Genomic DNA, 25,801 nt, shown 5'->3' with positions numbered 1-25,801 from the left:
TTGGAAGTTGATAATGGTTTAATTCAGATATTCAAACCTGAATTAAACCATATATGAATTTTATTTTCCCCAGTTTACCTGGATGTTGTGTTCATGGGCATAGGTTTTGCCTTTTTCCATTAAGGCATTAAAGGTTTGCTCAAAACGTGCCCCATATTTTTCAGCGATATTTTTAATCATTTCATCTTTGGCTGCCCGACTGCCTTTACTGTCGCAGAGTTTTGCGTAAGCCAGGTATTCATTTTTATAAACAGGGATAACCAGTTCGTATAATTGCTGGGAGAGGGCTTTAATTTGTTTTTCTTCTTCTCCGGAGGCTGAAAGTTTTTTCACTTTCTCCAGCGATTGTTCGAGGTATAATATTTTGTTATTGAGGCTAACTGCTGCTTCATTGCCTTTCTTTTTACTGGACGGGATATCGGGATATTCTTTCGTTTCATCTTCAATATGCCGGGCCAGATTGGCACTGGCAAAATCGTTGATCATATTGGTGTTAAGGATGGCGATGTCGAAGAAACGTTCAGGAGTTTCGGAGCAGGCCGTGCAGAAAAGGCTAAACAGGATTAAAATTGCGGCCAATGGCTTTAGGGATAGTGCTGGTAATTTGTTCATGATCTAAATGGTTTCCTTACTAAATTTAAGCTTCGGTAGTAGCAAAGATTGAGCCGTTTTTGGGCTTGGAGTGGGTTAGCCGTTTTTAACTGATTTAGACCATTAACTGGCTGAGCATACTAAACAATCCCATTCTTTAAAACCAGGCCCCTCTACGGGATGAATGCCAGCTAACACTGCACCGCCATTTTACTTCGTTGCATGGTTTGGCAATAACAAACTATTTTTTTCATGCGGAGTGCTTTTCAGCGGTGATGTGAATTTATATCAGGAAATATTACCCCGCCGATATTAAATTCCACGTGCTCCTAATCTTTTCGAAATCAATTAAACATATACAACATGAATTTAGCGTGTAAATTATGCTACTCATTTTAGCAATAGAATGCTGTGGCATTTCTTTGCCAAAGCATACCACCTGCCATCCTGTTTGGATGCTGTTAAAGAGCAGTGCAGGAGGTTTTTCCGATTCGCGTTTTTTGTTATATTAGTGTTTGATTGTTAACGCAATACAGCCGAAATATTCCTGTTTTTTAAACTCTTATTACGCCATCTTGTGAAATACTCTTTCTACCAACATTTAATAGTGAGGTCGGCCGCTTTGCCAATAGCTACCAGTTTACAGCCAGAAGCTCTTATACAAATGTGGAAAAATCCTTTTATACGGGAGAGCATCTATCTGGCCAGTAAATCCCTTTATAACGACTTGGATAACCTTTTCAGTGCTACCGAAAAAATCGACGGCTTAAAGAAAGAAAACCTGATCAGAAGTTTTTATAAATATCTTGCGCGTATGAGCAACCGTGCTACTCCTTTTGGCTTGTTTGCCGGTTGCTCGGCATTGCAATGGGGTACATCATTGCAAATGGTGTTAAGTGAAGGCTTTAAAAGAAGTATAACCCTGGATGCCGCTGTTAACGAACAGTTGGCAGAACTTGGCGAAATACATGATCCTGCAGCCGCTTATGTGCTGAACAACACAATTTACCTACAGGGCAAACAATATAAATTTATTGTATGTCAGTTGGTTGACGGAGAACGTTTATATGAAATTGTTGGCCTGGCCTATAATGAGGTTATTGCCCGTTTGGTTAACCGTATGCAGGGAAATGCTTATACCTGTAAGGAGATGAGCGCATTACTTGGCGATTTTGATCCCGATGAATCCATGGCTTTTATCAACCAGCTTATCCAGATTCAATTTTTAACCTATACCGGCAAGCCAAGTATCGGATTGCGTTTCCCGGATTATCTGCCACAGCCCTGGCCAAAAGCCCTACAGCCTGAATTACATTTAATAACAACCATATTGGAAAGAACGGCTGATCGATATGGTGTAAGCGAAACTATGATTAAGGACTATCAGGAGATTGAGATTAGTCTTAAAAAGCTATTGGGTGAAACCCCGGCCAACTGTATCCATGTAACTAAAGTAAATTATTTACAGAAGGCTACTGTTCAGAACAGCTTACAGAGTAAACTTTTACGAGGGATAAAACTTCTTCATAATTTAACTGATTTTGCCCCACAGAAAAGGCTCAAACAATTTCAGACACAGTTTCTGCAGCGATACCAGGGCCGTAGTGTATCGTTGCTGGAAGCCTTCGATCCAGACAGCGGACTGGAATATGGCCAGTGGCACAATAAGGAAACCTTATTTACCGAAGGTTTAAATGCTGGTTTAATCAGGCCGGTAGAGCAGATGCCCTATACCGAAAATAATTTAAAACTGCTCAAGGTGCTAACCTCGGCCAATGTAGGTGGCGATTATACCTTTACCCTGCCGGAAGATTTTGTGCCTGAAAAGCCTTTAAACAATCTGCCGCAAAATTTGGCAGCTGTTTTCCAGCTTTTTGATCAGGAGCAACTTTTTCTTGAAATGGTTGCAGGTACTGGCAGCCTGGGCCTTTTGGCAAGGTTTGCTGACGCCGATGATGACATTAAACAATTGGCTGTAGCCATGGCTGCGAAAGAAAGCCTTACTAATCCTGATGCCATTTATGCAGAAATTATTCACCTGCCCGAAGAACGTTCTGCTAATGTAATGTCGCATCCACAATTTTGGTCGCACGAGTTAGCCTATATTAACCAGGCAGGAGGAAAGCAGGTAATCAGCCTTGACGAAATTGAGGTAAAACTGCAGAACGGCCTCTTTAAACTCTTCTCTAAAAAGAAAAAAAAGGAAATTATCCCAAAGTTGAGCAGTGCTTACAACTACAACCGCTCACAACATCCCATATATACTTTTTTATGTGATATTCAGCACCAAAATGGTCCAAATGGCCTGAGTTTTAATTGGGGGCGTTTGGCCGGAGATTTTGTTTTTTTTCCGCGCATAGAAACTACTTTCGGTGTCATTTTACACCGGGCTACCTGGAAATTTTCTGCAGCTGATCTTAAAGCCATTACCAAAAAAACAAATAACGAAGGCAGCCGATCGGAAGCTTTTAAACAGTTCAGGTTGGAATGGAAGATACCGGACAAATTTTTTGTGGTAAATGGCGACAATGAATTATTAATTGATGTAGAAAATGCATTATCAGTTGATGTTTTGCTGAAGGAAGCTGCAAAAACTGTTGATCATCTGGTGCTTAAAGAGTGTTTGCACAGCCAGATGGAACCTGTATTGCAGAACCAGTCAGGCCAACGCTATGCGCACCAGTTTGTTGCACCCCTCTTCGCCATCACGGAGGCAAAAAAGGCCAGCTATCCGTTAAACCAAAGTACAATAACCCGACATTATTTTCCGGGGAGCGAATGGCTTTATGTTAAGATATTCTTAAACGAAAATACTGCTCAGCAGGTTTTAATTGCCCTATATAAGCTTCTCGATAAAAACAAAGGTATAATTGATTATAAAAAATGGTTTTTCATCCGCTATTACGAATTTGGCCACCATATACGTTTACGGATATTGCTGCATAGTGCCGATGATTTTCAGCAGACCTATTTTCTGGTTAAAAAGGTACTTGATCCCTTCATCCTGCATCAGCAGATCAGCAATATCCAGCTGGATACATATGAACGTGAAATTGAACGCTATGGGGCCGAACAGATTGAGTTGGCTGAAAGCCTTTTTGATGTGGACAGCAGGTTCTGTTCCTATATTTTTTTACTGTTCGAGAATAACAACTATACTGAGCAGGGCTGGCTGGTTATTTTTTGGGTGATGAAAGAATACCTATCACGCAAAAGCGAAGATGCGGCTATACAATTAAAGTTTGCTGAAACTCAACTGGCTTTTTTTTTAAAGGAAATGGATAGTAAGCTGATTAAAATACAGATAGATCAGCTATTTAGAAAATATGGTGCCATCTTACCTAAGCTGGTAGAGGAGTACGAAGCATTATTGAACAACAGGCGCGAAGAAATAGAAGTGCTGCTGGAGGGGAAACATGTGGATTGGAACGATAGTTTTTTAGCAGGTGTGATCCACATGCTTATAAACCGCTACTTTGTAAACCAGCAAAGGCTGCATGAGTGTCTTTTATACGGAATAATGGTTAAACAACTAAAATCTGGTTTGGCCAGGGCCAGCCATTGATTATTTGTATAGTGTTTTATTCAGCATGTAGAAAAAACTATCGCGGTAGGTAACCCCGATAGGCACTTTCTCAGTAATGTTATCAAACAGGATCATATTCCCGTCAATTGATTTGATTTTTTTGATCGCTATGATATATGATTTATGGGTTCTGATAAATTCTCCCTCAGGCAAGCCATCCGATAGCGATTTCATGCTCACCAGCGATACATGGCGTTGTGTATCAGTAAACACCGAGCAATAATTTTTTAAGCCTTCGATATAAACAATGTCCTCAAAATTGATCCTCACAATTTTGCCGCGGTCGGTTTTTAAATAAAAAGCTTCCGTTTTGGTGCTAAGCTGCTTATTATCCTGGTCTTTTTTTAAAGAATGCAGCATCATTTTATCCAGTACCTTTTGAGTGGCACTTAAAAAACGATCAAAAGAATACGGCTTTAAAAGATAATCCAAAACATTGTTTTCGAAACCGGCAACAGCAAATTCACTATAGGCCGAAGTAATGATTACTTCGATACCAGGCGGCAGCATTTTGATCAGGTCAATGCCTGAAAGTTCTGGCATATTGATATCCAAAAAGACCAGATCAACATGGTTTCCCCTTATTTCAACCAATGCCTCTATTGGATTGGTGAACACACCTGCCAAATTGAGGAATGGAACCTTATTTACAAAATCTTTTAAAATATTGTGTGCATAAGGTTCATCATCTATAATAATGCAGTTAAGTTGTTTCATAGCTTTTTAGCGGAAATTTTAATTTACATTCGTAGGTATGTTCGGTTTCGGAAATGGTAAGCGAATGGTTATCAGGGTATAATTCATTTAGTTTTTGTTTCACATATTCGATACCTATTTTGTTTGAATGTACCTTTTTATTATTGTTTTTATAGTTAAAAGAATAAAAAAGAAGCTCGTTATCAATTACTTCAATACTTAAAATGGCTGTCTTTGCAGGATCTTTGATTATGCCATGTTTAAAGATATTTTCCACCAATGTAATGAGGATAAGTGAAATTACCTTTTTATCTTTCGTATTTGGCTCAAGCCTGTACTCCATCGAAAGTGATTCATTTCTTTCATCATGGATCCTGATAAAATCGTGGATATAATTCAGTTCGCTTTCCAGTGTACTATAGCCCCCTTCGCTACCGGTTAAGGCATGTCGCATGATATTGGAGAGCATCAGTATTGATTTACCTACATCGGGCATTGCTTTATAGGTTTTAGAATGTAAAAAGCCCAAAGTATTGAATACAAAATGTGGATTGATCTGCGATTTGATGAGGTTAAGTTCGGCCTGGAGCGCATTTTTTTTCAAACGTTCCTGTTCCTGCAACATATTCATCCTTTCCAGGTTATAACGGTAAACCTCCTTATCACGTTTGGCGGCAAGCTGTGCAAAACTGAAACCCATGGCGATAATGTAAAAATAAAGCCAACGCATCACCAGCGCTGTAATCTGGTAACGGGTGAGGTAAATCTCCAGGTTTTTATCATATAGAAAAACCTCTACCGAAATCTTCATCACGGCAGATACCGCAAGTGTAAACAGGGTAATTAATGTGATGCCTAAAACCTTTGCCATCAGTGAACGCTTCTGTTCTTTTATAAACATAAAGCCCAGCCATGTGGCATAAAATACAGCAATGTTAATGGCAAATGATAATACGGTAAATAGCGGACGGAGATCAAGCCCGGCAAAATAACTGATCAGAACTTCGTAAAGAATATATGCCGCCCATACGATGATATGGATGCCGATGTTTTTTCTATCCATTTAATTTAGTTTGTCTGCCTTAGGAATGAAATTTCACTTGTCCTTTTATAGCCACTCATTCGTCATCCAAAACCGCTCATTGGTACAAATTATTTTGAAGCCTTTCTAACAAACTCCAAATTTATATCAATAACAAACCATAAAGCTATGAAAAATCAAATTAAAGTTTCACTACCGCAAATCGAAGTTAAACAAATTCAGATTCTTAACCGCAGTACGTCTGCAAAAACAATGGTTTTAAATCAGCGCGGAAGTTATTTTCCAACAGAAACACTGGTAACAACATTAACTGGTATTTAATTATGAAAGCAACACTACTGAAAAAGCTTGGCCTGGAAAATTCGGCAACTGTGTTATCTGATGAATTAAGCGACATGATCGGCGGTGGTCAGTCAGAAGATGATATTCGCTTAAGCCTCAACCTTCCTTTCGAAGCAAAGTTATCGGGCTACGCCTTAATGCATGTTGCCCAGCGTAACCAGTACCATAAGCGGGTAAGCCAGGAAGACAGCCTGATATAAAACTGTAAATGCTGATCAATAGCAATATGACAGTAAAAAAATACAGTGTTGAACAAGGATATACTACATGCCTGAAAAGCAATCTACCTATGAAAAACGCTCGGAATGGCTCTGTTGAAAGTGCTTATGGAGGATAGCCATCTACTGTCCTCCAAGGCATTTCCATCTCCACCTGGCTTTAATCATTAATCTCAATTTTAAACTATTGAACATGAAAAAACAGCCTAAAATCAAACTTTCTTTAGCTAAGGAAACCATTGCTAAACTGAATGAGGAACAAATGGAACTGATTTCCGGAGGACATTCGGTTTGCAGCAAGTTAGTTACGGTGATTATGGAAGAAGGACTCAGTTCTTCAACTGAACAAGGAGGAAGTTGCAATCCAACATTTATGAAATCAAGAACCTGCCCGGCAACCGGTTCATGTGCTTGTACCTGCGATTAACTTAGTGATATAAAAAATATACAAAATGAAAAAGCAGCCCAAAGTCAAACTTTCCTTAGCAAAAGAAACCATTGCTAAACTGAATGAGGAACAAATGGAACTCATTGCCGGTGGACAGGGATTGCCATTAAATGGCCCCGTTACTGCAAAAACAGAAGTAGATGCCTTAGGAGACGTTGGCAACTGTGGGCCGCAAACCGTTCAGGTTTCCAAAACATGTCCGGCCACAACTTCCTGCCTGTGCGTGTGCGAATAATGCAAATATCTAACCCTACATCACCATGAAAAAACAGCTAAAAACAAAACTTACATTGAATAAAGAAACAGTAGCAAAGCTTAACGAAGAGCAGATGGAACTGGTAGCAGGAGGTCAGGCTGCCGGGGCCAATGCAACAGTAGTGATAGACATTGGGCTTGATACTGATACAGGTAAATGCGGCGGTAGCACAGGTCCTTCATGTCCCATTCATTCCAAAACCTGTCCACCTACCAGTACTTGTTGCTGCGCGATTTAATAAATACCTGCACTAAATCACTAGAAAAAAAGACAGACTAAAAAGGGCTTATTGAGTACAGAAACCTCGCAAAACTAAATTAAGAGCAAATGAAGCTGATAGCTGGTTGACATGCCTGGACACTGATGCAACAAATTGTACCGGATGTTCTTTCAGAAACATTCTCAAGGAGCAAAGTCGGTGGTAAACAGACAGTAACGGTTTTCAAAAAACTGCTTTCAAATGAATCGGCTGTCAGTGATGCTAATAAAAAGCAAAATAACTTAATCAATCACCATAAAAAATCAAATCTTATGAAAAAACAACTCAAAACCAAACTATCCCTTAACAAGGAAACCGTTGCCAAACTCAATGAAGAACAGATGGAACTAATTGCCGGTGGTCAGGCTGCTGCTGATGGCTCCACTTTCGTAGTGGGCCTGAGTTTGGAAGCCGAAGCTGCCGACGGCGGCAGCTGTGGTCAGAAATCAATTATTGCTTCAAAAACCTGTCCTGCAACCAGTACCTGCGAGTGTAGCTGTAAATAATTAATCATCAAAACATCATGATATGAAAAAGCAATTAAAAACCAAACTTTCTCTAAACAAAGAAACTGTAGCCAAATTAAATGAGGAACAAATGGAGCTGATTGGTGGCGGCCAGGCCGCTGCTGAGAGATCAACGGTGGTTATTGGCTTTGAAGCTGAAGCTTCGGTAGCTGATGACGGTGGCAGCTGTGGTAAGCAATCCATCATTGCCTCAAAGACATGTCCGGCAACCAGTACCTGTAAATGTAGCTGCTAAAAACAATTCATCAATTTATAAACAAAACCTTGGAAAAAATGAAAAAACAATTAAAAACAAAACTTTCCCTGAACAAGGAAACTGTTGCAAAACTCAATGAAGAGCAGATGGAACTGGTAGCTGGCGGCCAGGCTGCTGCTGCTGGCTCTACGGTGGTAATCGGTATTGAGCTAAGGGCTGAAGCAGCAGCAGTAGAGGGTGATAGCTGCGGCAGGCAATCCATTATTGCTTCAAAAACCTGCCCTGTAACCAGTACCTGTGGGTGTAGCTGTAAATAATCATTAACTATAAAAACCTCAGAAAAAATGAAAAAGCAATTAAAAACCAAACTTGCGCTGAACAAAGAAACTGTTGCAAAATTGAACGAAGAACAAATGGAACTGGTAGCCGGCGGTCAGGCTGCTGCTGCAGGTTCTACAGTTGTAATTGATATCCCGATTCTTTCTGCTGCAGAGGCTGAAGGCGGAAGCTGCGGTAAGCAATCCATTATTGCTTCAAAAACCTGCCCTGTAACCAGTACCTGTGGGTGTAGTTGTAAATAATTAATCATTAATTATAAAAACCTCAGAAAAATGAAAAAGCAATTAAAAACCAAACTTGCGCTGAACAAAGAAACTGTTGCAAAATTGAACGAAGAACAAATGGAACTGGTAGCCGGCGGTCAGGCTGCTGCTGAAGGTTCTACAGTTGTAATTGATATTCCGATTCTTTCTGCTGCAGAGGCTGAAGGCGGAAGCTGCGGTAAGCAATCCATTATTGCTTCAAAAACCTGTCCGGCTACAAGTACATGTAAATGTAGTTGCTAAATCAAGATACATTGCCGGTAAGTGCCGGCAATGTTTTACGCCGCAGCAGATCTGAGTATGCTGCACAATACTAAAAGCCATGAAAACATATATCATATTCATACTCGTTTTTTTAAGTACAGCTGTCTTTGCCAGCCATGCGAAAGCAGAAAGCATTGTTGCAGACAGTGTGAACTTAAAATTTACCGGTAAGGTAATCGATTCTGCTTCTAAAGAACCGCTCATTTACGCACAGGTAGTAATTAATGATGGCCCTAAAATAATAGCACAGGTACTTACAGATACTTTGGGCAGGTTCGAAGCAAAGATAAAGCCAGGCACCTATAGGGTTAAAATATTTTATATGGGTAGCGAAAACCAAATTTTTAACCTCGTGGCTGCTGATAATCCAACGCATGCATTAAGTAAGGTTTTTAACGTAAAAATAAACACCGAACTGTTGAAAGAGGTTTCTGTATATGCCAGGCGCAAAGTAATTGAAAACACTGCCGATAAAATTGTTTATCATGTAGACCGTGATCCGATGGCAAAAAACAGGTCGCTCAGCGAAGTGATCAAAAAAGTTCCGTTGGTTACCGTCGATTTTAAAGGCGTTCCTTCTTTAAAGGGCAGTGAAAAAGTGCAGGTTCAGGTTAACGGGCGCTCAGTTACCGACTATGCCATTCCGGTTGACCAGGCCCTTAAAATGATTCCAACGGCTAATGTAGAAAGCGTAGAAGTGATTACCAGCCCCGGAGCAAGCAGCGATGGCGAGAGTCTGGCCGGTATCATCAACATTATAACCAAAAATACCCTTTCTTTAGGCGGAAATCTTACCGTGGGCGTAGAATCAACCATTGGTAAAAGTTATACCACCAAACCTACCTTAAATTTTACGTATGGCGTGGGCAAGGTAAACTTTTCTCTCAACGGAAGTTATACCAATTTTAAAACACTGGGTTTTAGCAGCCAGCTTTATTCGAGAAGTAATTTCTTACAAACACAACAGGGAAATTTAGGTTACGAAGGCAATCCTATTTACTTAAATGGAGGACTGTTTTACGAAATCAGCAGAAACCAATCGCTTAATGCAGGTTTTACAGCTTCAAATTCGCCATACACTTTTAACCAGAGCCTTCAAACCAATATCAATAATCAGGGAACAGTAAACATATTTAATCGTTTTTCCGACAATTCGGTTAAAGCCAAAAGCTTATCAGCCAATCTTGATTATAAATTAAAATTTAATAAACCCGGAAAAGAATTTAACGTTGGTGCTTTGTTCACTGCAGGTAAACAGGACAACCTGAATAACAGCACCAACAATTATGTTTCAGGTAATGATATACCTTTTTTAAGAGAGTTAAGCATCAATAACAGCAATATCCGGACACTTATCCTACAGACTGATTATAAACTTCCTTTAGGTAAACATAAGCTGCAGGCGGGTATCAAGATTACTAACAGGCATTTCGATTCGCAGTATCAAAATGCGATGAGCAACCAGCTAAATGCGGAGCCATCCATTTCCGACGAATATGCTTACAATCAGGGGGTTTATGCCGCATTTGGCCAGTTGCAGTTGATGTTGCCCAAAAAGTGGACCATGATCGGTGGTATGCGTTACGAAAGGACGCAGAACGATGCCAGGTTTATATCTAACCATAGTAGCGTAAACCAGGGATTTAATAGCTTTTTGCCTACTTATGTCATCGGGAGAAACCTAAAAAACGGCATGATCAGCCTTACTTACAGCTATAAGATCTCGAGGCCGGGCATTTCATACCTTAACCCCTTCCAGAATTTTGTAAATGCCAATACCGTATCGCAGGGTAATCCCGATCTACAGGCAGAACATAAAAATGGCCTAAACCTTGCCTTTTCGCATAATGCGGGCAAAGTTTATCTCTATGTTGATGCAAGTGCCGATTTCTGGTCGGATTATATTTTGCGTGTAAATCAGTTTGTTAACAATGTGAACCAGATTACCTATAAAAACATTGGTTCATACAGGCAGTTTGGTACTTCTGCAAACTTGAACCTGAGCATTACCAAGGCACTTGGTTTAAATGTTGGCGGTACCTTAAATCTCATCTCAACCAACGATGCGGCCTTTAATGCCACCTACAATGAGAAATTAAACTTTAACGCCAGTTTTATCGGTACTTACAATTTTAAAGGTGGTTATAACCTGCAAGCCGAGTATTACCTCTACTCGAAAAACTATTTTTTCCAAAGCAGGGTAGCACAACCCAATACCTCGGCGGTAAGCTTTAACAAATCTTTTATGAAAGATAAGATCAACCTGAGTGTAGGGGTAATCAACCCATTGAACAATAAAATAGAGTACGATATGCTGAACATCAACGGCGGCCTTACTAACCAAAATATCCAAAGCGTTTATGGCAGGGGGCTAACTTTCGGTTTTAGCTACCAGTTTGGTAATGATAAAGTAAATAAAAAGAGCAAAAGCAATATTAAAGATAACGATACCAAAGAAGGAAGCACTAATCCTATTGGTTTTTAAATAACAGACGATGAAAAGGGACGCGCTTAACCAACAATACCAGTTCTTGCCTAACCTGATGCTTAGGTTTCCATCTTACCACAGCGAGGGCGAGATAACCAAAGAAATGATCAGGGAATTTATCAAGGATGATTTCTTTATGGAAGCCTTGTGGATCGCCTCTAGGGATCTGTATGAGGCAGTACTTCGTATTGATACGATCACCGATCCGAAAAAACTCGAAAAGATCGAAGTAGCCTTATCCAAATATATCAACCGTACCAAAAACCGGGCAACACCTTTTGGCCTGTTTGCCGGATGCGCACCCGTAACCTGGGCAACAGATACGAAGTTGGAACTGGGGGCCATCAATAAACACACCCGCCTGGATATGGGGGTACTCTGCACCATTTTCCGTTATCTGCTTAAGAATGAGCGCATCAAAAAATCTTTGAGTTACAGCGTAAACAAAACCCTTTATGATATCGATGGAAACTATAGGATGGTTGATTATAAAACCCTGGGCTACCGGAAATATACTGTATCGTCTGTTAGCGGATCTGAATATCTGGAGGGAATTATTAATTTCTGTAAACAAACAAAACCCTACCCTGCCATTGCTGCCTTTATTGCAGAAGCCTTTGAGGTAGAGGTTGAAGAAGCCGGTTTATTTTTGGATGAACTGATTGATGGGCAGGTTTTATGGAGCGATCTGGAACCGAGGGTTAGCGGTCCTGATTTTCTCGACCAGATTATTGAAAGTCTGGCGGATGTATTAACAGCAGATCCAGATCACGATGATGCCCTAACCTATCTTTTGGCCTTCAAAAAAATTAAGTCAGTTTTGGCGGATACAGGAAGTATTATACACAAAAAGGAAGAAATATCGGGCATACTACATCAGCTGAACATTGAGTTTAATAGCGAAAGTATGTTTCAGGTTGATCTTTACAAAGACGGTTCGGAACAAACGTTAAGTAATAGCTATGCTGATAAATTGATTGAGGCCGTCCAATTTCTGAGCCAGCTTACGCCAAAACATAACAATAAAGACTTGCAAGCCTTTAAAAACCGTTTTGCCGACCGTTATGATGAACAGGAAATCCCTCTTTTACAGGCTCTGGATCCCGAATCGGGCCTGGGCTACGCAGCCAATACACACCTGGCGGGCGAGGCGCCATTGGTACACCGCATGGTTTTCTCATCAGGCACCACCAGTGAGATCAGGGAGACCCAATACACCGAATTTAGCAAATGGTTGATCGGTTATTTAACCAGCAACCCTTTAAGTAAAGAAATCTGTCTTGATCAGCATGATCTGGGTAACCTCAATATCAACCCTAGTGATTTGCCTCCAAGCTTCTCTATCATTTTCAGGCTTAACGGGGGCGAAGAAGACCAGATTTATCTGGAGCATTGCGGCTGGCCAACCGGTGCCTGTATGATCGGAAGGTTTGGCTATGGCGATCAGAAATTTGAACAGATCCTGCAGGATATCAATACCGTAGAAAATGCTTATTACGAAGGCGCAGTAGTGGCCGAAGTGGCACATCTGCCCGAAGACCGCCACGGTAATATTGCCTCAAGACCAAAATTCAGGAATTATCAGATCCCTGTGCTGGCCGGAAGTGGATCGGATGAAAGCGAGATCAGTCTTAACGATCTCATGGTTTCAGTGCGCAACGGACAGCTTTATTTAAGAAGCAAACGGCTCAACAAAGCCGTGATACCACGTTTGAGCAATGCCCATAATTACGGCATGAATGCCTTGCCTGTGTATCATTTCCTTGGAGATTTACAAGGTGACGACCATAAATACTGGCTGGGATTAAACTTAGAGGTGTTGCCAAAATTGGGTATTTGTAAAATCCCAAGGATCAAATACAAGGAAGTGATCCTCTCGTTAGCCTCCTGGTACCTTCAGGCAGAAGATATTAAAGAGATTTTAACTGTAAATGCTCCTGATCATGATAAAAAGGTTAAACAATTCTTTGAGAAATGGGAACTGCCCCGGGTTTTCATCTTTGCTGATGAGGATAATGAGCTTTTGGTTCACCAGGAAAATCGTATAGAAGTGCTGGCCTGGCTATCAGCCTGCAAAAAGCGAAGCCAAATCGTCTTAAAAGAATATCTGCCGGTGAGCAACACCTTGTTAAAAGATGCAGATGCAAAGGCGGTTAATAATCAGTTTGTTGCCCTGTTAACCAGAAAAGATGATAAAAAAAGACCAAAGCCCGTATTTAATGCAAACCACCAGAATGATCAAGAAGTGAAAAGACAGTATTTTCCGGGAGAGGAGTGGCTTTACGTCAAAATTTACAGCGGCATAAAAACGGCCGATCAACTGATTGGCAATGAATTGCTTGATCTGGCAAAGCAATTGGTAAATACCGGATTGATAGACCAATGGTTCTTCATCAGGTATGCAGATCCCGAGCCACATTTAAGGTTCAGGGTGCATGTAACCACGCTGGATGGATTAGGAACCGTAATGCGCGAGATCAATAGAGCTTTTGAGAAACTATCTGAAACTGGTTTGATATGGAAAATGCAGTTTGATACCTACGAACGCGAAATAGAACGTTATACTGCTGGTGGAATTGCTTTGAGCGAACAGTTATTCTATTATGATAGTTTAGCCGTATCAAGCTTTCTATCCCGACGCGATATGGTAGAGAGCTTTGAGCAGTTGCGCTGGCTATGGGGCATCCGATCAATCGACAGCCTGCTTAACGATTTTGAGTTTTCGCTTGCCGATAAGCTAAAAGTGATGGAAATACTTTCCGCTTCTTTTCATCAGGAATTTAATTCGGATGCTTTGCTAATCAAACAGCTATCGCAAAAATATAGGTTCAGCAAAGAACTGATCGCCAAACACCTCGATGCAGGCAACGACTTTTCAGGCTCAGACCTCTTACAGTACCGCAGTTTCGAAATCATTCCACTGGCACGGACCATTAGGGAGAAAATAGCGGATGGATCTATCAACCAGGATTTAAATAGCTTGTTGATCAGCTACATCCACATGAATATGAACCGCCTGTTCAAAACCAAGCACCGTGTACATGAGCTGGTGGTATACGATTTTCTTTTAATGTATTATAAATCAACTTTTCATCGTCAAAAAACCGGAATATGAACACTTTAGAAGTAGAAACCACCATCAATACCCGTATAAGAGTGGTATATGAGCAGATTAAACACCTACTGCACCATCAGGAAAATCAGGCCGATTTTATTACCAACGGTAACTTATTTAATGGCTACGCAGGGATCGTTTATTATTATTTCAGTCTGTTGAAAGTTTTCCCTGAAGGCGAAACCAACGCTTACATGGCGCTCGAAAAGCTGATCGAATCATACAACTCGCAGGAAAATATGGCCAGTAAATACATGACTTTCTGCAGTGGCTTATCTGGCTTTTATTTCCTGATCCAAAAACTGGTCGAACAGGAATATCTTGATGAACTGTTCCTAGAAGATGTGTTGCCTATCAATGAACTTATTTTTGAAGATACCCAGCGTTTGCTCAAAGACGAAAACACCGATTTTCTTCACGGTGCAAGCGGACAGATGCTATATCTTTTAAACTGCAAAAACGATCCTAACCGCGAAACATATCTCAATATTCTTGTGGATGAGCTCCTTAAATTTGCCATCATTGACGAAAAAGGAATGCGTTTTCCAAATAGCACAGTAAAAGAATTTCAGAATACGGATAATATCAATATGAGCCTTTCACATGGGAATGCCGGCATTTTATTGGTGCTGTTGAATATTTTCAATGGAGGCATTGCAAAGGAAAAACTAGAAAAAGCGATTAAACAGGGACTGGATTACTTTATCCACTACCACCATCCACGTAGCTCGGCTAACTTTTCGGCCTTCCCGCTCTTAGTTAACGAAGCCATGAACACACAGGAACTGCTTGATGGCGAGTTTTATGCCGAAAACTACAGTTGGTGTTATGGAGATTTGGCGGTAACCTGGCTATTGTACCAAAGCAGCATTGCGTTTGACGAGGTTGGCTACCGCGATCTTGCCGATGAGGTAGGCAAGGCAATGGCGCAAAGCATGATCAACGTACCACAATCAGGTATTAAGATCAACTCACATTTCTGTCATGGTACCTCGGGAATTGCCCTCTTTTTAAACCGTCTTTACCATTTCTCGGGCCTTCCGGTTTATAAGGAAGCTGCACAGATCTGGATGGAAAGCACCCTGGATCACCTGGAAAACGACCTTAGCAAACCTGAGTTTATGAACAGGGAAGGTGCATTTGGCCTGTTGGAGGGTATAAGTGGGGCCATGTTTGTATTGACAGCTGCCGAACATGAAGATATTGCAGCAAACTGGACCGATATGTTTCTTTTATCTTAAATTTTAAAGATTATGAGTATCAACAAAATTGGATTAATGGATTTTGGTACAAGATCCAAAAAGATAGATAGCCTTTCGATCATCGAAAGTGTTATCGAAGATGCGGCTCTGGCCGAAAAACTGGGTTTTCACCGCCTGTGGTATGGAGAACATTTTATTACTTCGGCCAACTCGCCATGGTTTAGCCCCGATATGCTACTGCCCCTTATTTGCGGAAATACCAATACGATCCGTGTAGGCATTGCAGGTGTACTGGCAGGATATACCTCACCAATCAGAACCGCTTCGAGCTATAAAATGCTTAATAACCTGTTTAATAACCGTATTGATTTGGGTTTTGCCAAAGGTACACCAGGGGGGAATTTTTTACCTTTTTTTAGTCAGCCTAAAATTGCCAGTCACGAAGAAGGGATGCAGCATATCCAGAGTCAGATAGCAGCGATCAGCAGCCTGTTGCATGATGAGGACGAGCATGTTAAAAATGGTGTTATTCTGGCTCCCTATAGAGGCTCAGTTCCTTCACTGTGGAACCTCGGCGGTTCGCCTCACAGTTATCAGGCCAGCTTAAGCAACCAGCTCAACTGCTCCAGAACCCTTTTTCACAAAGGGGTAAACCTCGAATTGGGCCTCGACAATCTTAAAGCCTATCGGGAAGATTTCTACAAACAATTTGGCCGTTTACCTGAAGTGAATATTGCCCTTGCAGGTTTTACCAGTCCGAATAAAAGCAAAAGGGAGGAAGTAATAGCGCTTTCCGAAGCGGAATTTGACTTTGTAGAACCTAAAACAAGACTTTGCTGCGAACCACAGGAACTGTTCGATAAAATGTCGGCCTATGCGGAGATGTATGATGCAGATGAGGTTATATTTTTCGACATTGCCCGCGACCCAGATTACCGAAGAGAAAGCATGGCCTGGATGAGCGAAGTATTCGGTATGAAAAATAGACAACAATTAGTAGCCTAATTTAAAAATCTAACCATGTTTAAACTAAACTACAGACCATCGATTCCTATATACCGCCAGTTGGAAACAAAAGATTGCGGACCAACTTGTTTGCGCATGGTATTAAGCTACTACGGTAAGTCTTATACTTTAAATACCATCAGACAGGCTTGCAGGGTTAACCGTGATGGAAGTACCTTTCTAGGGCTTAAGGTAGCGGCAGAAAAATTCGGCATGAATGCAATATGTGTAAAACTGCATTATAACGACCTATTCAATGCCGATATCTGGCCCGCCATTATCCATTGGAAAACCAACCACTTTGTGGTGCTTAAAAAACTGACCAACGACGAGGCTGTGATTATTGATCCGGCACAGGGAAAAGTTAAAATAAGCAGATCTGAATTTCTGGAGCATTGGAATGCTGTAGAGGAAAAAGGATATGCCCTTATTTTAGAACCTGATGCTGATCTGGAACAATTGAATCAAGAAGAGCAGGAAGCGCAAACAAATGTAAGTTTCTGGAAGCTCTTAGGATATTTGAAAAAGCACAAATCGTTGATTTTACAGTTATTGATCGGTTTAGTAGCCAGCTCGATATTGGAATTAAGTTTGCCCTTTCTAAGCAAATTGCTTATTGATAAGGGTATAAAACTCAAGGAAGTAAATGTTATTTACCTGGTACTCATTGGTCAGGTGGTGGTGTTTGCGTCCAAATCTTTTATCGAATTTGTACGCTCATGGATTTTATTGTTTGTGAGCGTGAGGGTAAACCTAAATATTTTGGTCAGCTTTTTTATCAAACTGTTAAACCTGCCTCTGTCTTTTTTCGAAACACGTAAACAAGGTGATGTAATGCAGCGCGTTAACGACCATACCCGGATAGAAAACTTTTTGACAAGCAATACCTTAACAACCGTATTCTCTTGTTTCAACATCTGTGTATTGAGTATTATCCTGTTTCACTTTAGTAGCCTCCTGTTCCTTATTTTTGCAGGAAGCAGCATTTTATATGTAGGCTGGGTATTTTTATTCTTCAATAAGCGAAGGCAGATCGATCAGAAAAGATTTGAGGTAAATTCTTCGGTACAGAGCAAAATTGTACAGCTTATCGAAGGCTTTCAGGATATTAAAATCAGCAACTCTGCTGATCAGAAAAGATGGGAATGGGAATCGCTCATTGTGAAAGAGTTTAAGGTTAGGGTTAAAGGACTCACCTATAACCAATATCAACAGGCAGGCTCGCTGATCATTACTGAAATGCGAAACATCGGGATTACTTTTGTAGCCGCATTTATGACCCTCAGGGGTGAAATTAGTTTGGGAAGCCTTTTCGCCATCCAGTTTATAGTAGGCCAGCTTATTGCACCAATAGAATCGCTGATTTTCTTTTTGCAATCATATCAGGATACAAAAATGAGTTTAGAACGGTTAAATGAAATCCACGATATCCAGGATGAACAACCTGAAACGGCTACAAAGGTAAAAATAGATCAGCTGATTGGTGATATTTCAATCCAGAATCTACAGTTCAGCTATCCTGGATTTGAAAATAAGGCCGTTTTCAATGGTTTGAGCCTGGTGATACCTAAAGGAAAAATAACGGCTATAGTTGGACTAAGTGGAAGTGGCAAAACCACGTTATTAAAGCTTTTACTCAAACTATATGATCCAACCGGTGGGATCATTCACATCGGAAAAGAGAAACTAAATGATTTAGATGTTGGACAGTGGCGAAACCTATGTGGCACTGTTTTACAGGATGGTTTTATCTTCTCAGATACTATTGCAAAAAATATCGCACTGGGTTTTGAAGAGATAAATGAAGAACGGTTGCATGATGCAATCAAAATGGCAAACATAGGTGATTTTGTTTACAATTTGCCAAAAGGTATAGAAACTGAAATTGGTATTGGTGCAAATGGCATATCGCAAGGCCAAAGGCAGCGTTTGTTAATTGCACGGGCAGTTTATAAAAACCCTGAATTGTTACTTTTTGATGAAGCGACAAATGCACTTGATTCGAACAACGAGCAGACTATTATGAATAACCTCAGGGATTTTTTTGACAACCGCACGGTTGTTATAGTGGCGCACCGGTTAAGTACCATCAAAAATGCCGATCAGATTTTTGTAATGGAGTACGGCAAGATATTGGAATCAGGAAACCATGATACTTTAATGAACAATAAAGGGCCTTATTTCAATTTAATCAATAATCAACTCGAAAAAATAAAATAATATGGAAATTCAGGATAAAATGAGTGCTGATATTAAGCATATACTTAACAAAAAACCTAAGGGTGTTATACGTTTTGGTTCTGGCATTATGCTAACAATAATCATAGTTTCAATCCTCTTTTATTTCTTTAAAGAAGATATCAAAATATTAAGTATTTTTAACTATTTCAGTTACACTAAATAATTAATTCAAACATATCCAAAATTTAATATTATGCATAGATATATTGTTTACATCTTGAGCATAGCATTTTTAAGTGCTTGCTCTTATGGTACATACGAAATGAACAAAGGCCCACTTAATATTGCAGCTAAAGCCAGTTACAAAGTAACCTACAAAGTATTGGCCAGTAGCAGTGCTACGGTAACGTTTACCGATGAAAGTGGAAACCAAAGAACTTTAGAAAATATATCTGGTGAATGGGAAAAAAGCATTGAAATAAAATCCGGACAAAAAGTTCAGTTTACTGTCGATTCGAAAGATAAACAGCAGGCATCCGTTCTGGTAGATCAAAGGCCCGTTTCTGATATAGAAAAAACTAATAAAACCGCACATTATAGCCTTAGTTTTGTATTACCATAGGCCGGGTTCAGTTAGCGGTTTGCAATTAAACAGTCAGCAATCCAATTAACCAGTAAATCCACCTTTCAATCCATATACTTCTCCCTTGTAATCTTCTTTCAGTAACCGCACCGCCATTTTACTCCTTTGCCCGGTTTGGCAATAACACACTACTTTTTTGTTCTTTGGGATACTTTTCAGGGATGATGTCAATTCATATAAGGAAATATTTACCCCACCCATATTATTTTCCTCATACTCATAATCTTCGCGTACATCGATCAGGAAAACTTCATCAGGAGATTCAGAAAGCCATTGATCTAAAGTGGCTTTATCGATTTCTTTTGGGCTGCTCACTGGAGTTTCAGCTTTAACTATTTCGGTTTGTTTTTCCTGTGCGATTTTAAATACGAGTACCGTATTGTTCAATGCATTGATGGTCATTAATTTACCGGCTAACGTTTCGCCGATGCCGCAAATTAATTTAATCGCTTCGTTGGCCATATACAAACCGATTATTCCAGGCAAAACCCCAATCACGCCACCTTCTCCGCAATTCATGCTTTCGGCTGGCGGTGTTGGGTAAAGATCTCTGTAATTTGCACTTCCCTGGTGATTAAATACGGCAACCTGTCCTTCAAAAGCCAGGATGGAGCCGAATATCAGGGTTTTGCCCAAGGTTACACAGGTATCGTTTACGAGGTAACGCGTATTAAAGTTATCAGAACAATCCATTACCAGGTCATATTCCTGACAGATTGATATTGCATTATCGGAAGTAAAACGCTCGTGATAAGCTGTAAAGCTGACGTGGGGATTGAGCACTGCAAGTTTCGCACTGGCTATCTCTGCTTTTGGCTGGCCAATATCAGTATGGTTATACAGAATCTGCCGGTGCAGGTTGCTTAGCTCCACTACATCATCATCTGCAATACCTATTTTGCCCACGCCTGCTGCGGTGAGGTATTGTAATACCGGACAGCCCAGTCCACCCGCACCGATAATCAGTACTTTGGCCACTTTTAGCCGTTCTTGTCCCTCCAAGCCCAGTTCGGGCAAGATCATTTGCCGGTTGTAACGCTCTAATTCTGTTTTAGCTAACATGATTTATGGATTAAACTCCTATCCCAATCTTTCCAGATGGGTTCGTAACCTTGTTTTCTGATCATGGCGGCAATTTCCTGCGCCGAACGTTCATCAGATATTTCGAACTGCTCCAATGATTGTGGCGCTACTTCGTAACCACCCGGATTGGTTTTAGAGCCCGCACTAATGGCCGTGATCCCCAGTTTAATAATATGGTTTCTGAAATTTTCTGTTTCGCGCGTAGAGATAGACAGTTCCACTTCACTGTTAAATAAACGATAGGCACAGATCAGCTGTACCAGTTCCTTATCATTCATCACCACTTTAGGCTCCAAACCGCCACTAAATGGCCGCAACCTTGGAAAGGAGATACTGAATTTACTCTGCCAATACTGTTTTTCAAGGTAAGATAGATGTAGGGCCGTAAAAAATGAATCTGTTCTCCAGTCTTCGAGGCCAATGAGCACGCCGAGCCCCATCTTATGGATGCCCGCCTGCCCCAAACGGTCGGGGGTTTCCAGGCGGTATAAAAAGTTCGCTTTTTTTCCTTTCGGGTGGTGTTTGCGGTAATCGTCCTGATGGTAGGTTTCCTGGTAAACCAACACTGTATTTAAGCCATGGGGAATAAGTATTTCATAATCTTCCACATCCAAAGGCTGTACCTCCATCGAAATATGGGCAAAATGCGGGCTGATCAGATCCAGTACTTTTTTAAAATAATCGGTATGCACGGTTTGGTTGGCTTCACCTGTTACCAGCAATACATGGTCGTAGCCCATGCCCTTAATCACGGCCACTTCCTGCATAATTTCCATGGAGTTAAGCGTTCTCCTTCTTACCTTATTATCATAACTGAAACCACAATAGGTACAGATATTATTACACTCGTTGGAGAGATAAAGTGGAATATACATCTGAATTACCCGGCCAAAGCGGTCTAATGTTAAACGCTGGCTGATCTGCGCCATATCTTCGATATAGGGCAATGCTGCAGGGGAAATCAATGCTTTAAAATCTTCCAGCGTCCGTTGCTGGTTGTTTAGGGCGTTTTCTACATCTGTCGCCGTTTTGTCGTAAATACTGGCTTTGGTATCGTCCCAGTTGTAGTGCTCAAATACTTCGTTAAAACTCTTCATCTAAAAATGCGGTTAATGGACTGCTTGCTGCAGCTTCATGTTGCTGGCTGCCCAGTTTAGATTTAAAGGCCATTCTACCGGCTTCAACAGCCAGTTTAAATGCCGTCGCCATATCGGCCGGGTTTTTGGCAATGGCAATCGCGGTATTCACCAAAACGGCATCCGCCCCTATTTCCATCGCTTTTGCGGCATCAGATGGTGCACCAATACCGGCATCTACAATTACCGGTACCCGGCTCTGGCTGATGATCATTTCTAAAAAATCGATTGTTCTCAAGCCCTTGTTGCTGCCGATTGGCGATCCTAGTGGCATCACCGCTGCGGTTCCCACATCTTCTAACCGTTTGCATAAAACGGGATCGGCATGGATGTATGGCAGCACCACAAAACCGAGTTTAACCAGTTCTTCCGTCGCTTTGAGCGTTTCAATAGGATCGGGCATGAGGTACTTAGGATCTGGGTGGATTTCCAGCTTGATCCAGTTGGTCTCTAAAGCTTCGCGTGCCAGTTGAGCAGCAAAAATGGCTTCTTTTGCATTGCGCACACCAGAAGTATTGGGTAATAAATTAATGTGCGGATATTTAAGGTGCTGGAGGATATCGTCGTCTTTGCCTTTTAAATCAACGCGTTTAAGCGCTACCGTAACGAGTTCGGAGGCAGAGGCGATTAAAGCATTTTCCATTTCTTTGGCCGAAGAAAATTTTCCGGTACCGGTGAAGAGGCGTGAGCTGAAGGTTTGATCTGCTATGGTTAACATATTTAGGGGTTTAAAGCGGATGCATGGTGAATTTTACTGATGATTTCTGCTAAAGCAGTTGAAGTTTGGACTTGATTGGTGAGTGCTGCCGAGATGGCAATTCCGTAAATTCCGGTTTCGAGTATAGCCGGAATATCTGCTGCTTCAATGCCACCAATGGCAATAATAGGCGTACTTATTCCGGCTTTACTTACTTTATCCATCAGCTTCTGGTAACCTTCCAAACCTACAATAGGGCTTAAGTTCTCCTTTGTTCTCGTAAACCTGAAGGGGCCCAGGCCAATGTAGTCTGCTCCCTCCGCTACCCTTTGCCGGATGTGTTCGAAAGTATTTGCCGTACCTCCGATGATCTGGTGTTTGCCTATAATTTTTCTGGCTTCGGGAACAGGCATATCCTGCAAACCTAAGTGCACGCCATAACTATTTACGGCCTTTGCGAGGTGAGGATAATCATTGATGATCAGTTTGGCGCCATAGTTTTCACATAAAGCCTGCGCGGCTTTTGCAAAAGGTAGAATTTCTGCCTCCGTTTGATTTTTAATGCGGAGCTGGATCCACTTGCCTCCTGCCTGGAGCACCTGCTCAATGGCATCGATATGGGTACCTGTTTTAGGGGCTTGCGATATATACTGTAGGGACGCTATCATATGGGTATGGTTAAATTTTTGATTAAGCCTCGCATTTCACCAAGGCTTTTTTAAAGGTGGTTATGGCTTGTGAAGGGTCATTCCAGATGCTGCCCAAAAGTGCAATGCCATCGAAATTCATTTCTTTAACCTGATCAATTTCAGTTAAACCGATGCCGCCAAGGGCAATGATTTTAGGTGCGGCCTGATGTTTTTCCAATCGGAAGTGAGACGGAATCATACTTTTATAACCCGGCTTGGAAAGGCTGTTAAACACCGGACCAAAGAAACTATAATTATATTGCCCGATCTGATTCCTATCAGCCAGGTGATGGATAGAAGTGCTGAAGATTTTATTTTCCGGCAATTCTCCACTATGCCTTTCCTTCCTGAAACTTTCGGTGTGGTGAATCCGTTGGATATGGTAATCGCCAGCAAGTGAATGAAAATGATGCAAAGCAATCCGTGAATGATATTCAGGTGAAATCCCTTTAATAATCTTCCGGTAAGCTGCTTCGTCAACATTTTCTTTACGTAGGTGAAAAACCTGTAAACCGGCTTCGAAAAGCTGGTTAATCAGGCTACTTTCTTCTTTAAAAAGGGTCGGTTTAGAGATTACAATAAGTTCCATCATAGGCTAGTAATAAATTTCGCTTCCTTTTTCGGTAAACTCTTTCGATTTTTCCTCCATGCCTTTGGCCAAAGCTTCATCTGCGGCTACGCCTTGTTTTGCAGCATATTCGCGCACATCCTGTGTAATTTTCATCGAACAGAAGTTTGGTCCGCACATTGAGCAGAAATGCGCAATCTTGGCGCCTTCTGCGGGCAAGGTTTCATCATGGAATTCTTTTGCCGTGTCCGGATCGAGTGATAAATTAAACTGATCCTCCCACCTGAATTCGAACCTGGCTTTGCTTAAAGCATTATCACGGTATTGCGCTCCGGGATGTCCTTTGGCCAGATCGGCAGCATGGGCAGCAATTTTATAGGTAATTACACCATCTTTAACATCTTTTTTGTTGGGCAGGCCTAAATGTTCTTTAGGCGTAACGTAACAAAGCATGGCCGTTCCGTACCAGCCAATCATGGCAGCACCAATAGCAGATGTAATATGGTCATAACCTGGTGCAATATCGGTCGTTAGTGGTCCTAAGGTATAAAATGGCGCTTCAGCACAATGCTCAAGCTGTTTTTCCATATTGGCTTTAATCAGGTGCATGGGTACATGTCCGGGACCTTCAATAATGGTCTGTACGTCATGTTTCCAGGCAATTTTGGTCAGTTCGCCAAGGGTTTCGAGCTCCGAAAACTGCGCGGCATCATTTGCATCTGCAATACAGCCCGGCCTTAAACCATCACCTAGAGAGAAAGCTACATCGTAAGCTTTCATGATCTCACAGATTTCTTCAAAATGCGTGTACAGGAAGTTTTCCTTGTGATGCGCCAGGCACCATTTGGCCATGATCGATCCGCCACGCGAAACAATTCCCGTAATCCTTTTAGCCGTTAAGGGTACGTAGCGGAGCAGTACACCAGCATGGATGGTAAAATAATCAACCCCCTGCTCGGCCTGCTCGATTAAGGTATCGCGGAAAATTTCCCAGGTAAGGTCTTCCGCTTTTCCGTTTACTTTTTCCAGGGCCTGGTAAATGGGGACAGTACCGATCGGTACCGGCGAATTTCGGATAATCCACTCACGGGTTTCGTGGATATTTTTTCCTGTAGAAAGATCCATAATGGTATCGGCACCCCAACGACAGGCCCAAACGGCTTTTTCTACTTCTTCTTCTATGGTAGAAGTAACCGCTGAATTGCCAATATTGGCATTGATTTTTACGAGGAAATTACGGCCGATAATCATCGGCTCCAACTCCGGGTGGTTAATGTTGCAGGGGATTACGGCACGTCCGGCAGCCACTTCATCACGCACAAATTCCGGCGTGATGTATCCTTTTGGGGTATTGGCACCAAAACTGTTACCCTGGTGCTGGTGGTTCATGATCTCGTGCTGATTGCCCAATTGTGCATTCAATAATTCAATCTGTTGATTTTCCCTAATGGCAATGTATTCCATTTCGGCTGTTATGATGCCTTTTTTGGCATAATGCATCTGCGATACATTGGCTCCAGGCAGCGCTTTATAAGGTTTAGTGGTATAATTAAAACGCAAAGCATCAAGTTTATCATCTGCAAGGCGTTGTTGCCCGTAAGCAGAAGATAATCGATCGAGCTGCGTAACATCCTTCCTGTCCTTAATCCATTGTTCCCTTAAGCGTGGAAGCCCTTTCCGTACATCAATAACGGCATTTGGATCAGTGTAAGGGCCGCTGGTATCGTAAACCGTTACCGGTGGATTCGGTTCGGTTAAACCAAATCCATTGTGGATTTTGGTTTCCGTTAAGCTGATTTCGCGCATGGCCACCTGGATATTATGGATTTTTCCTGGTACAAATATTTTGCGTGAAGCCGGAAATGGACTGCGGCTGATGACTTCCTGATCTGGTGTTTTTTCTTGTTTCATGTTGAATGTTTGAAGGAGAGAAGAAGATAGTGAGTGATTATTGAATGACTGATGAG

Annotated in this window: 26 protein-coding genes; 17 read left to right on the top strand and 9 right to left on the bottom strand. The window is 41.4% G+C overall.

All coding sequences use genetic code 11. The features are described from left to right. Positions 1-60: 60 nt before the first annotated feature. The gene (locus tag BM107_RS05695; RefSeq protein ID WP_090981159.1) at positions 61-612 is read right to left on the bottom strand and encodes a hypothetical protein; all 552 of its coding nucleotides are present in this window, start codon (positions 610-612) and stop codon (positions 61-63) included. 643 nt (positions 613-1,255) lie between these two features. On the opposite strand from BM107_RS05695, the gene BM107_RS05690 reads away from it, so the two are divergent. Beyond that, positions 1,256-4,156 (top strand): lantibiotic dehydratase, encoded by a 2,901-nt coding sequence (locus BM107_RS05690; RefSeq protein ID WP_090981157.1) that lies wholly within the window; start codon positions 1,256-1,258, stop codon positions 4,154-4,156. Here BM107_RS05690 and BM107_RS05685 read toward each other — a convergent pair whose 3' ends face one another. Both BM107_RS05685 and BM107_RS05680 read right to left on the bottom strand, forming a co-directional pair. Next, positions 4,157-4,894: a LytR/AlgR family response regulator transcription factor gene (locus tag BM107_RS05685; protein ID WP_090981156.1), complete on the bottom strand. Its 738-nt coding sequence runs from the start codon at positions 4,892-4,894 to the stop codon at positions 4,157-4,159. Next, positions 4,881-5,936, bottom strand: a complete 1,056-nt coding sequence (locus BM107_RS05680; protein ID WP_090981154.1) for a sensor histidine kinase — start codon at positions 5,934-5,936, stop codon at positions 4,881-4,883. The genes BM107_RS05685 and BM107_RS05680 overlap by 14 nt, the downstream gene beginning before the upstream one ends. 147 nt (positions 5,937-6,083) lie before the next feature. On the opposite strand from BM107_RS05680, the gene BM107_RS24615 reads away from it, so the two are divergent. The 16 genes from BM107_RS24615 to BM107_RS05600 all read left to right on the top strand — a co-directional run bounded on the left by BM107_RS24615 (position 6,084) and on the right by BM107_RS05600 (position 19,640). Next, positions 6,084-6,236: a hypothetical protein gene (locus BM107_RS24615; RefSeq protein ID WP_159435201.1), complete on the top strand. Its 153-nt coding sequence runs from the start codon at positions 6,084-6,086 to the stop codon at positions 6,234-6,236. A gap of 2 nt (positions 6,237-6,238) precedes the next feature. Next, on the top strand, positions 6,239-6,457 hold the full coding sequence (locus BM107_RS05675; RefSeq protein ID WP_090981152.1) for a hypothetical protein: 219 nt from the start codon (positions 6,239-6,241) through the stop codon (positions 6,455-6,457). 211 nt (positions 6,458-6,668) lie between these two features. After that, positions 6,669-6,902, top strand: coding sequence for a class I lanthipeptide (locus BM107_RS05670; RefSeq protein ID WP_090981149.1), 234 nt, complete (start codon positions 6,669-6,671; stop codon positions 6,900-6,902). A gap of 25 nt (positions 6,903-6,927) precedes the next feature. Continuing rightward, entirely contained in the window at positions 6,928-7,158 is a 231-nt protein-coding gene (locus BM107_RS05665) for a class I lanthipeptide (protein ID WP_090981148.1), read from the top strand. A 25-nt stretch (positions 7,159-7,183) separates the two neighbouring features. Next, positions 7,184-7,417, top strand: a complete 234-nt coding sequence (locus BM107_RS05660) for a class I lanthipeptide (RefSeq protein WP_090981146.1) — start codon at positions 7,184-7,186, stop codon at positions 7,415-7,417. Between the two features lie 293 nt (positions 7,418-7,710). After that, positions 7,711-7,944, top strand: a complete 234-nt coding sequence (locus tag BM107_RS24475) for a class I lanthipeptide (RefSeq protein ID WP_134204482.1) — start codon at positions 7,711-7,713, stop codon at positions 7,942-7,944. A gap of 22 nt (positions 7,945-7,966) precedes the next feature. Then, positions 7,967-8,200: a class I lanthipeptide gene (locus BM107_RS05650; RefSeq protein ID WP_090981143.1), complete on the top strand. Its 234-nt coding sequence runs from the start codon at positions 7,967-7,969 to the stop codon at positions 8,198-8,200. 38 nt (positions 8,201-8,238) lie between these two features. Next, positions 8,239-8,478: a class I lanthipeptide gene (locus tag BM107_RS05645; protein ID WP_090981141.1), complete on the top strand. Its 240-nt coding sequence runs from the start codon at positions 8,239-8,241 to the stop codon at positions 8,476-8,478. Positions 8,479-8,505: 27 nt separating this feature from the next. Next, positions 8,506-8,742, top strand: a complete 237-nt coding sequence (locus tag BM107_RS05640) for a class I lanthipeptide (RefSeq protein ID WP_090981140.1) — start codon at positions 8,506-8,508, stop codon at positions 8,740-8,742. Positions 8,743-8,772: 30 nt separating this feature from the next. Continuing rightward, complete coding sequence (locus BM107_RS05635; protein WP_090981138.1) at positions 8,773-9,006, top strand: class I lanthipeptide; 234 nt, start codon at positions 8,773-8,775, stop codon at positions 9,004-9,006. Between the two features lie 79 nt (positions 9,007-9,085). Next, complete coding sequence (locus BM107_RS05630; RefSeq protein ID WP_090981136.1) at positions 9,086-11,512, top strand: TonB-dependent receptor domain-containing protein; 2,427 nt, start codon at positions 9,086-9,088, stop codon at positions 11,510-11,512. 10 nt (positions 11,513-11,522) lie between these two features. Then, positions 11,523-14,630 carry a lantibiotic dehydratase gene (locus BM107_RS05625; RefSeq protein WP_090981134.1) on the top strand — a complete coding sequence of 1,036 codons (3,108 nt, stop codon included), beginning with the start codon at positions 11,523-11,525 and terminating at the stop codon, positions 14,628-14,630. Beyond that, positions 14,627-15,871, top strand: coding sequence for a lanthionine synthetase LanC family protein (locus BM107_RS05620; RefSeq protein ID WP_090981132.1), 1,245 nt, complete (start codon positions 14,627-14,629; stop codon positions 15,869-15,871). Before BM107_RS05625 ends, BM107_RS05620 begins: the two co-directional genes overlap by 4 nt. Before the next feature lie 12 nt (positions 15,872-15,883). Next, complete coding sequence (locus BM107_RS05615; protein ID WP_090981130.1) at positions 15,884-16,837, top strand: LLM class flavin-dependent oxidoreductase; 954 nt, start codon at positions 15,884-15,886, stop codon at positions 16,835-16,837. 15 nt (positions 16,838-16,852) lie between these two features. Beyond that, positions 16,853-19,057 (top strand): peptidase domain-containing ABC transporter, encoded by a 2,205-nt coding sequence (locus BM107_RS05610; protein ID WP_090981127.1) that lies wholly within the window; start codon positions 16,853-16,855, stop codon positions 19,055-19,057. 214 nt (positions 19,058-19,271) lie between these two features. Continuing rightward, entirely contained in the window at positions 19,272-19,640 is a 369-nt protein-coding gene (locus tag BM107_RS05600; protein WP_134204484.1) for a hypothetical protein, read from the top strand. 45 nt (positions 19,641-19,685) lie between these two features. On the opposite strand, the gene moeB is transcribed toward BM107_RS05600, so the two are convergent. The 6 genes from moeB to thiC are packed head-to-tail and all read right to left on the bottom strand — an operon-like array spanning position 19,686 to position 25,745. Continuing rightward, on the bottom strand, positions 19,686-20,723 hold the full coding sequence (gene moeB, locus BM107_RS05595; RefSeq protein ID WP_090981121.1) for a HesA/MoeB/ThiF family protein: 1,038 nt from the start codon (positions 20,721-20,723) through the stop codon (positions 19,686-19,688). Next, positions 20,717-21,841 carry a 2-iminoacetate synthase ThiH gene (thiH, locus tag BM107_RS05590; protein WP_090981119.1) on the bottom strand — a complete coding sequence of 375 codons (1,125 nt, stop codon included), beginning with the start codon at positions 21,839-21,841 and terminating at the stop codon, positions 20,717-20,719. Before thiH ends, moeB begins: the two co-directional genes overlap by 7 nt. Beyond that, entirely contained in the window at positions 21,828-22,598 is a 771-nt protein-coding gene (locus BM107_RS05585) for a thiazole synthase (protein WP_090981117.1), read from the bottom strand. Before BM107_RS05585 ends, thiH begins: the two co-directional genes overlap by 14 nt. Before the next feature lie 2 nt (positions 22,599-22,600). Continuing rightward, positions 22,601-23,245, bottom strand: a complete 645-nt coding sequence (locus BM107_RS05580) for a thiamine phosphate synthase (protein ID WP_090981115.1) — start codon at positions 23,243-23,245, stop codon at positions 22,601-22,603. Between the two features lie 22 nt (positions 23,246-23,267). Beyond that, on the bottom strand, positions 23,268-23,858 hold the full coding sequence (locus BM107_RS05575; RefSeq protein WP_244278740.1) for a thiamine phosphate synthase: 591 nt from the start codon (positions 23,856-23,858) through the stop codon (positions 23,268-23,270). Between the two features lie 3 nt (positions 23,859-23,861). Then, on the bottom strand, positions 23,862-25,745 hold the full coding sequence (gene thiC, locus BM107_RS05570; RefSeq protein WP_090981111.1) for a phosphomethylpyrimidine synthase ThiC: 1,884 nt from the start codon (positions 25,743-25,745) through the stop codon (positions 23,862-23,864). Between the last annotated feature and the right edge of the window lie 56 nt (positions 25,746-25,801).

Source organism: Pedobacter suwonensis (genome assembly GCF_900111825.1).
GTDB lineage: Bacteria > Bacteroidota > Bacteroidia > Sphingobacteriales > Sphingobacteriaceae > Pedobacter > Pedobacter suwonensis.
This window is presented reverse-complemented; position numbering and strand designations above follow the sequence as displayed.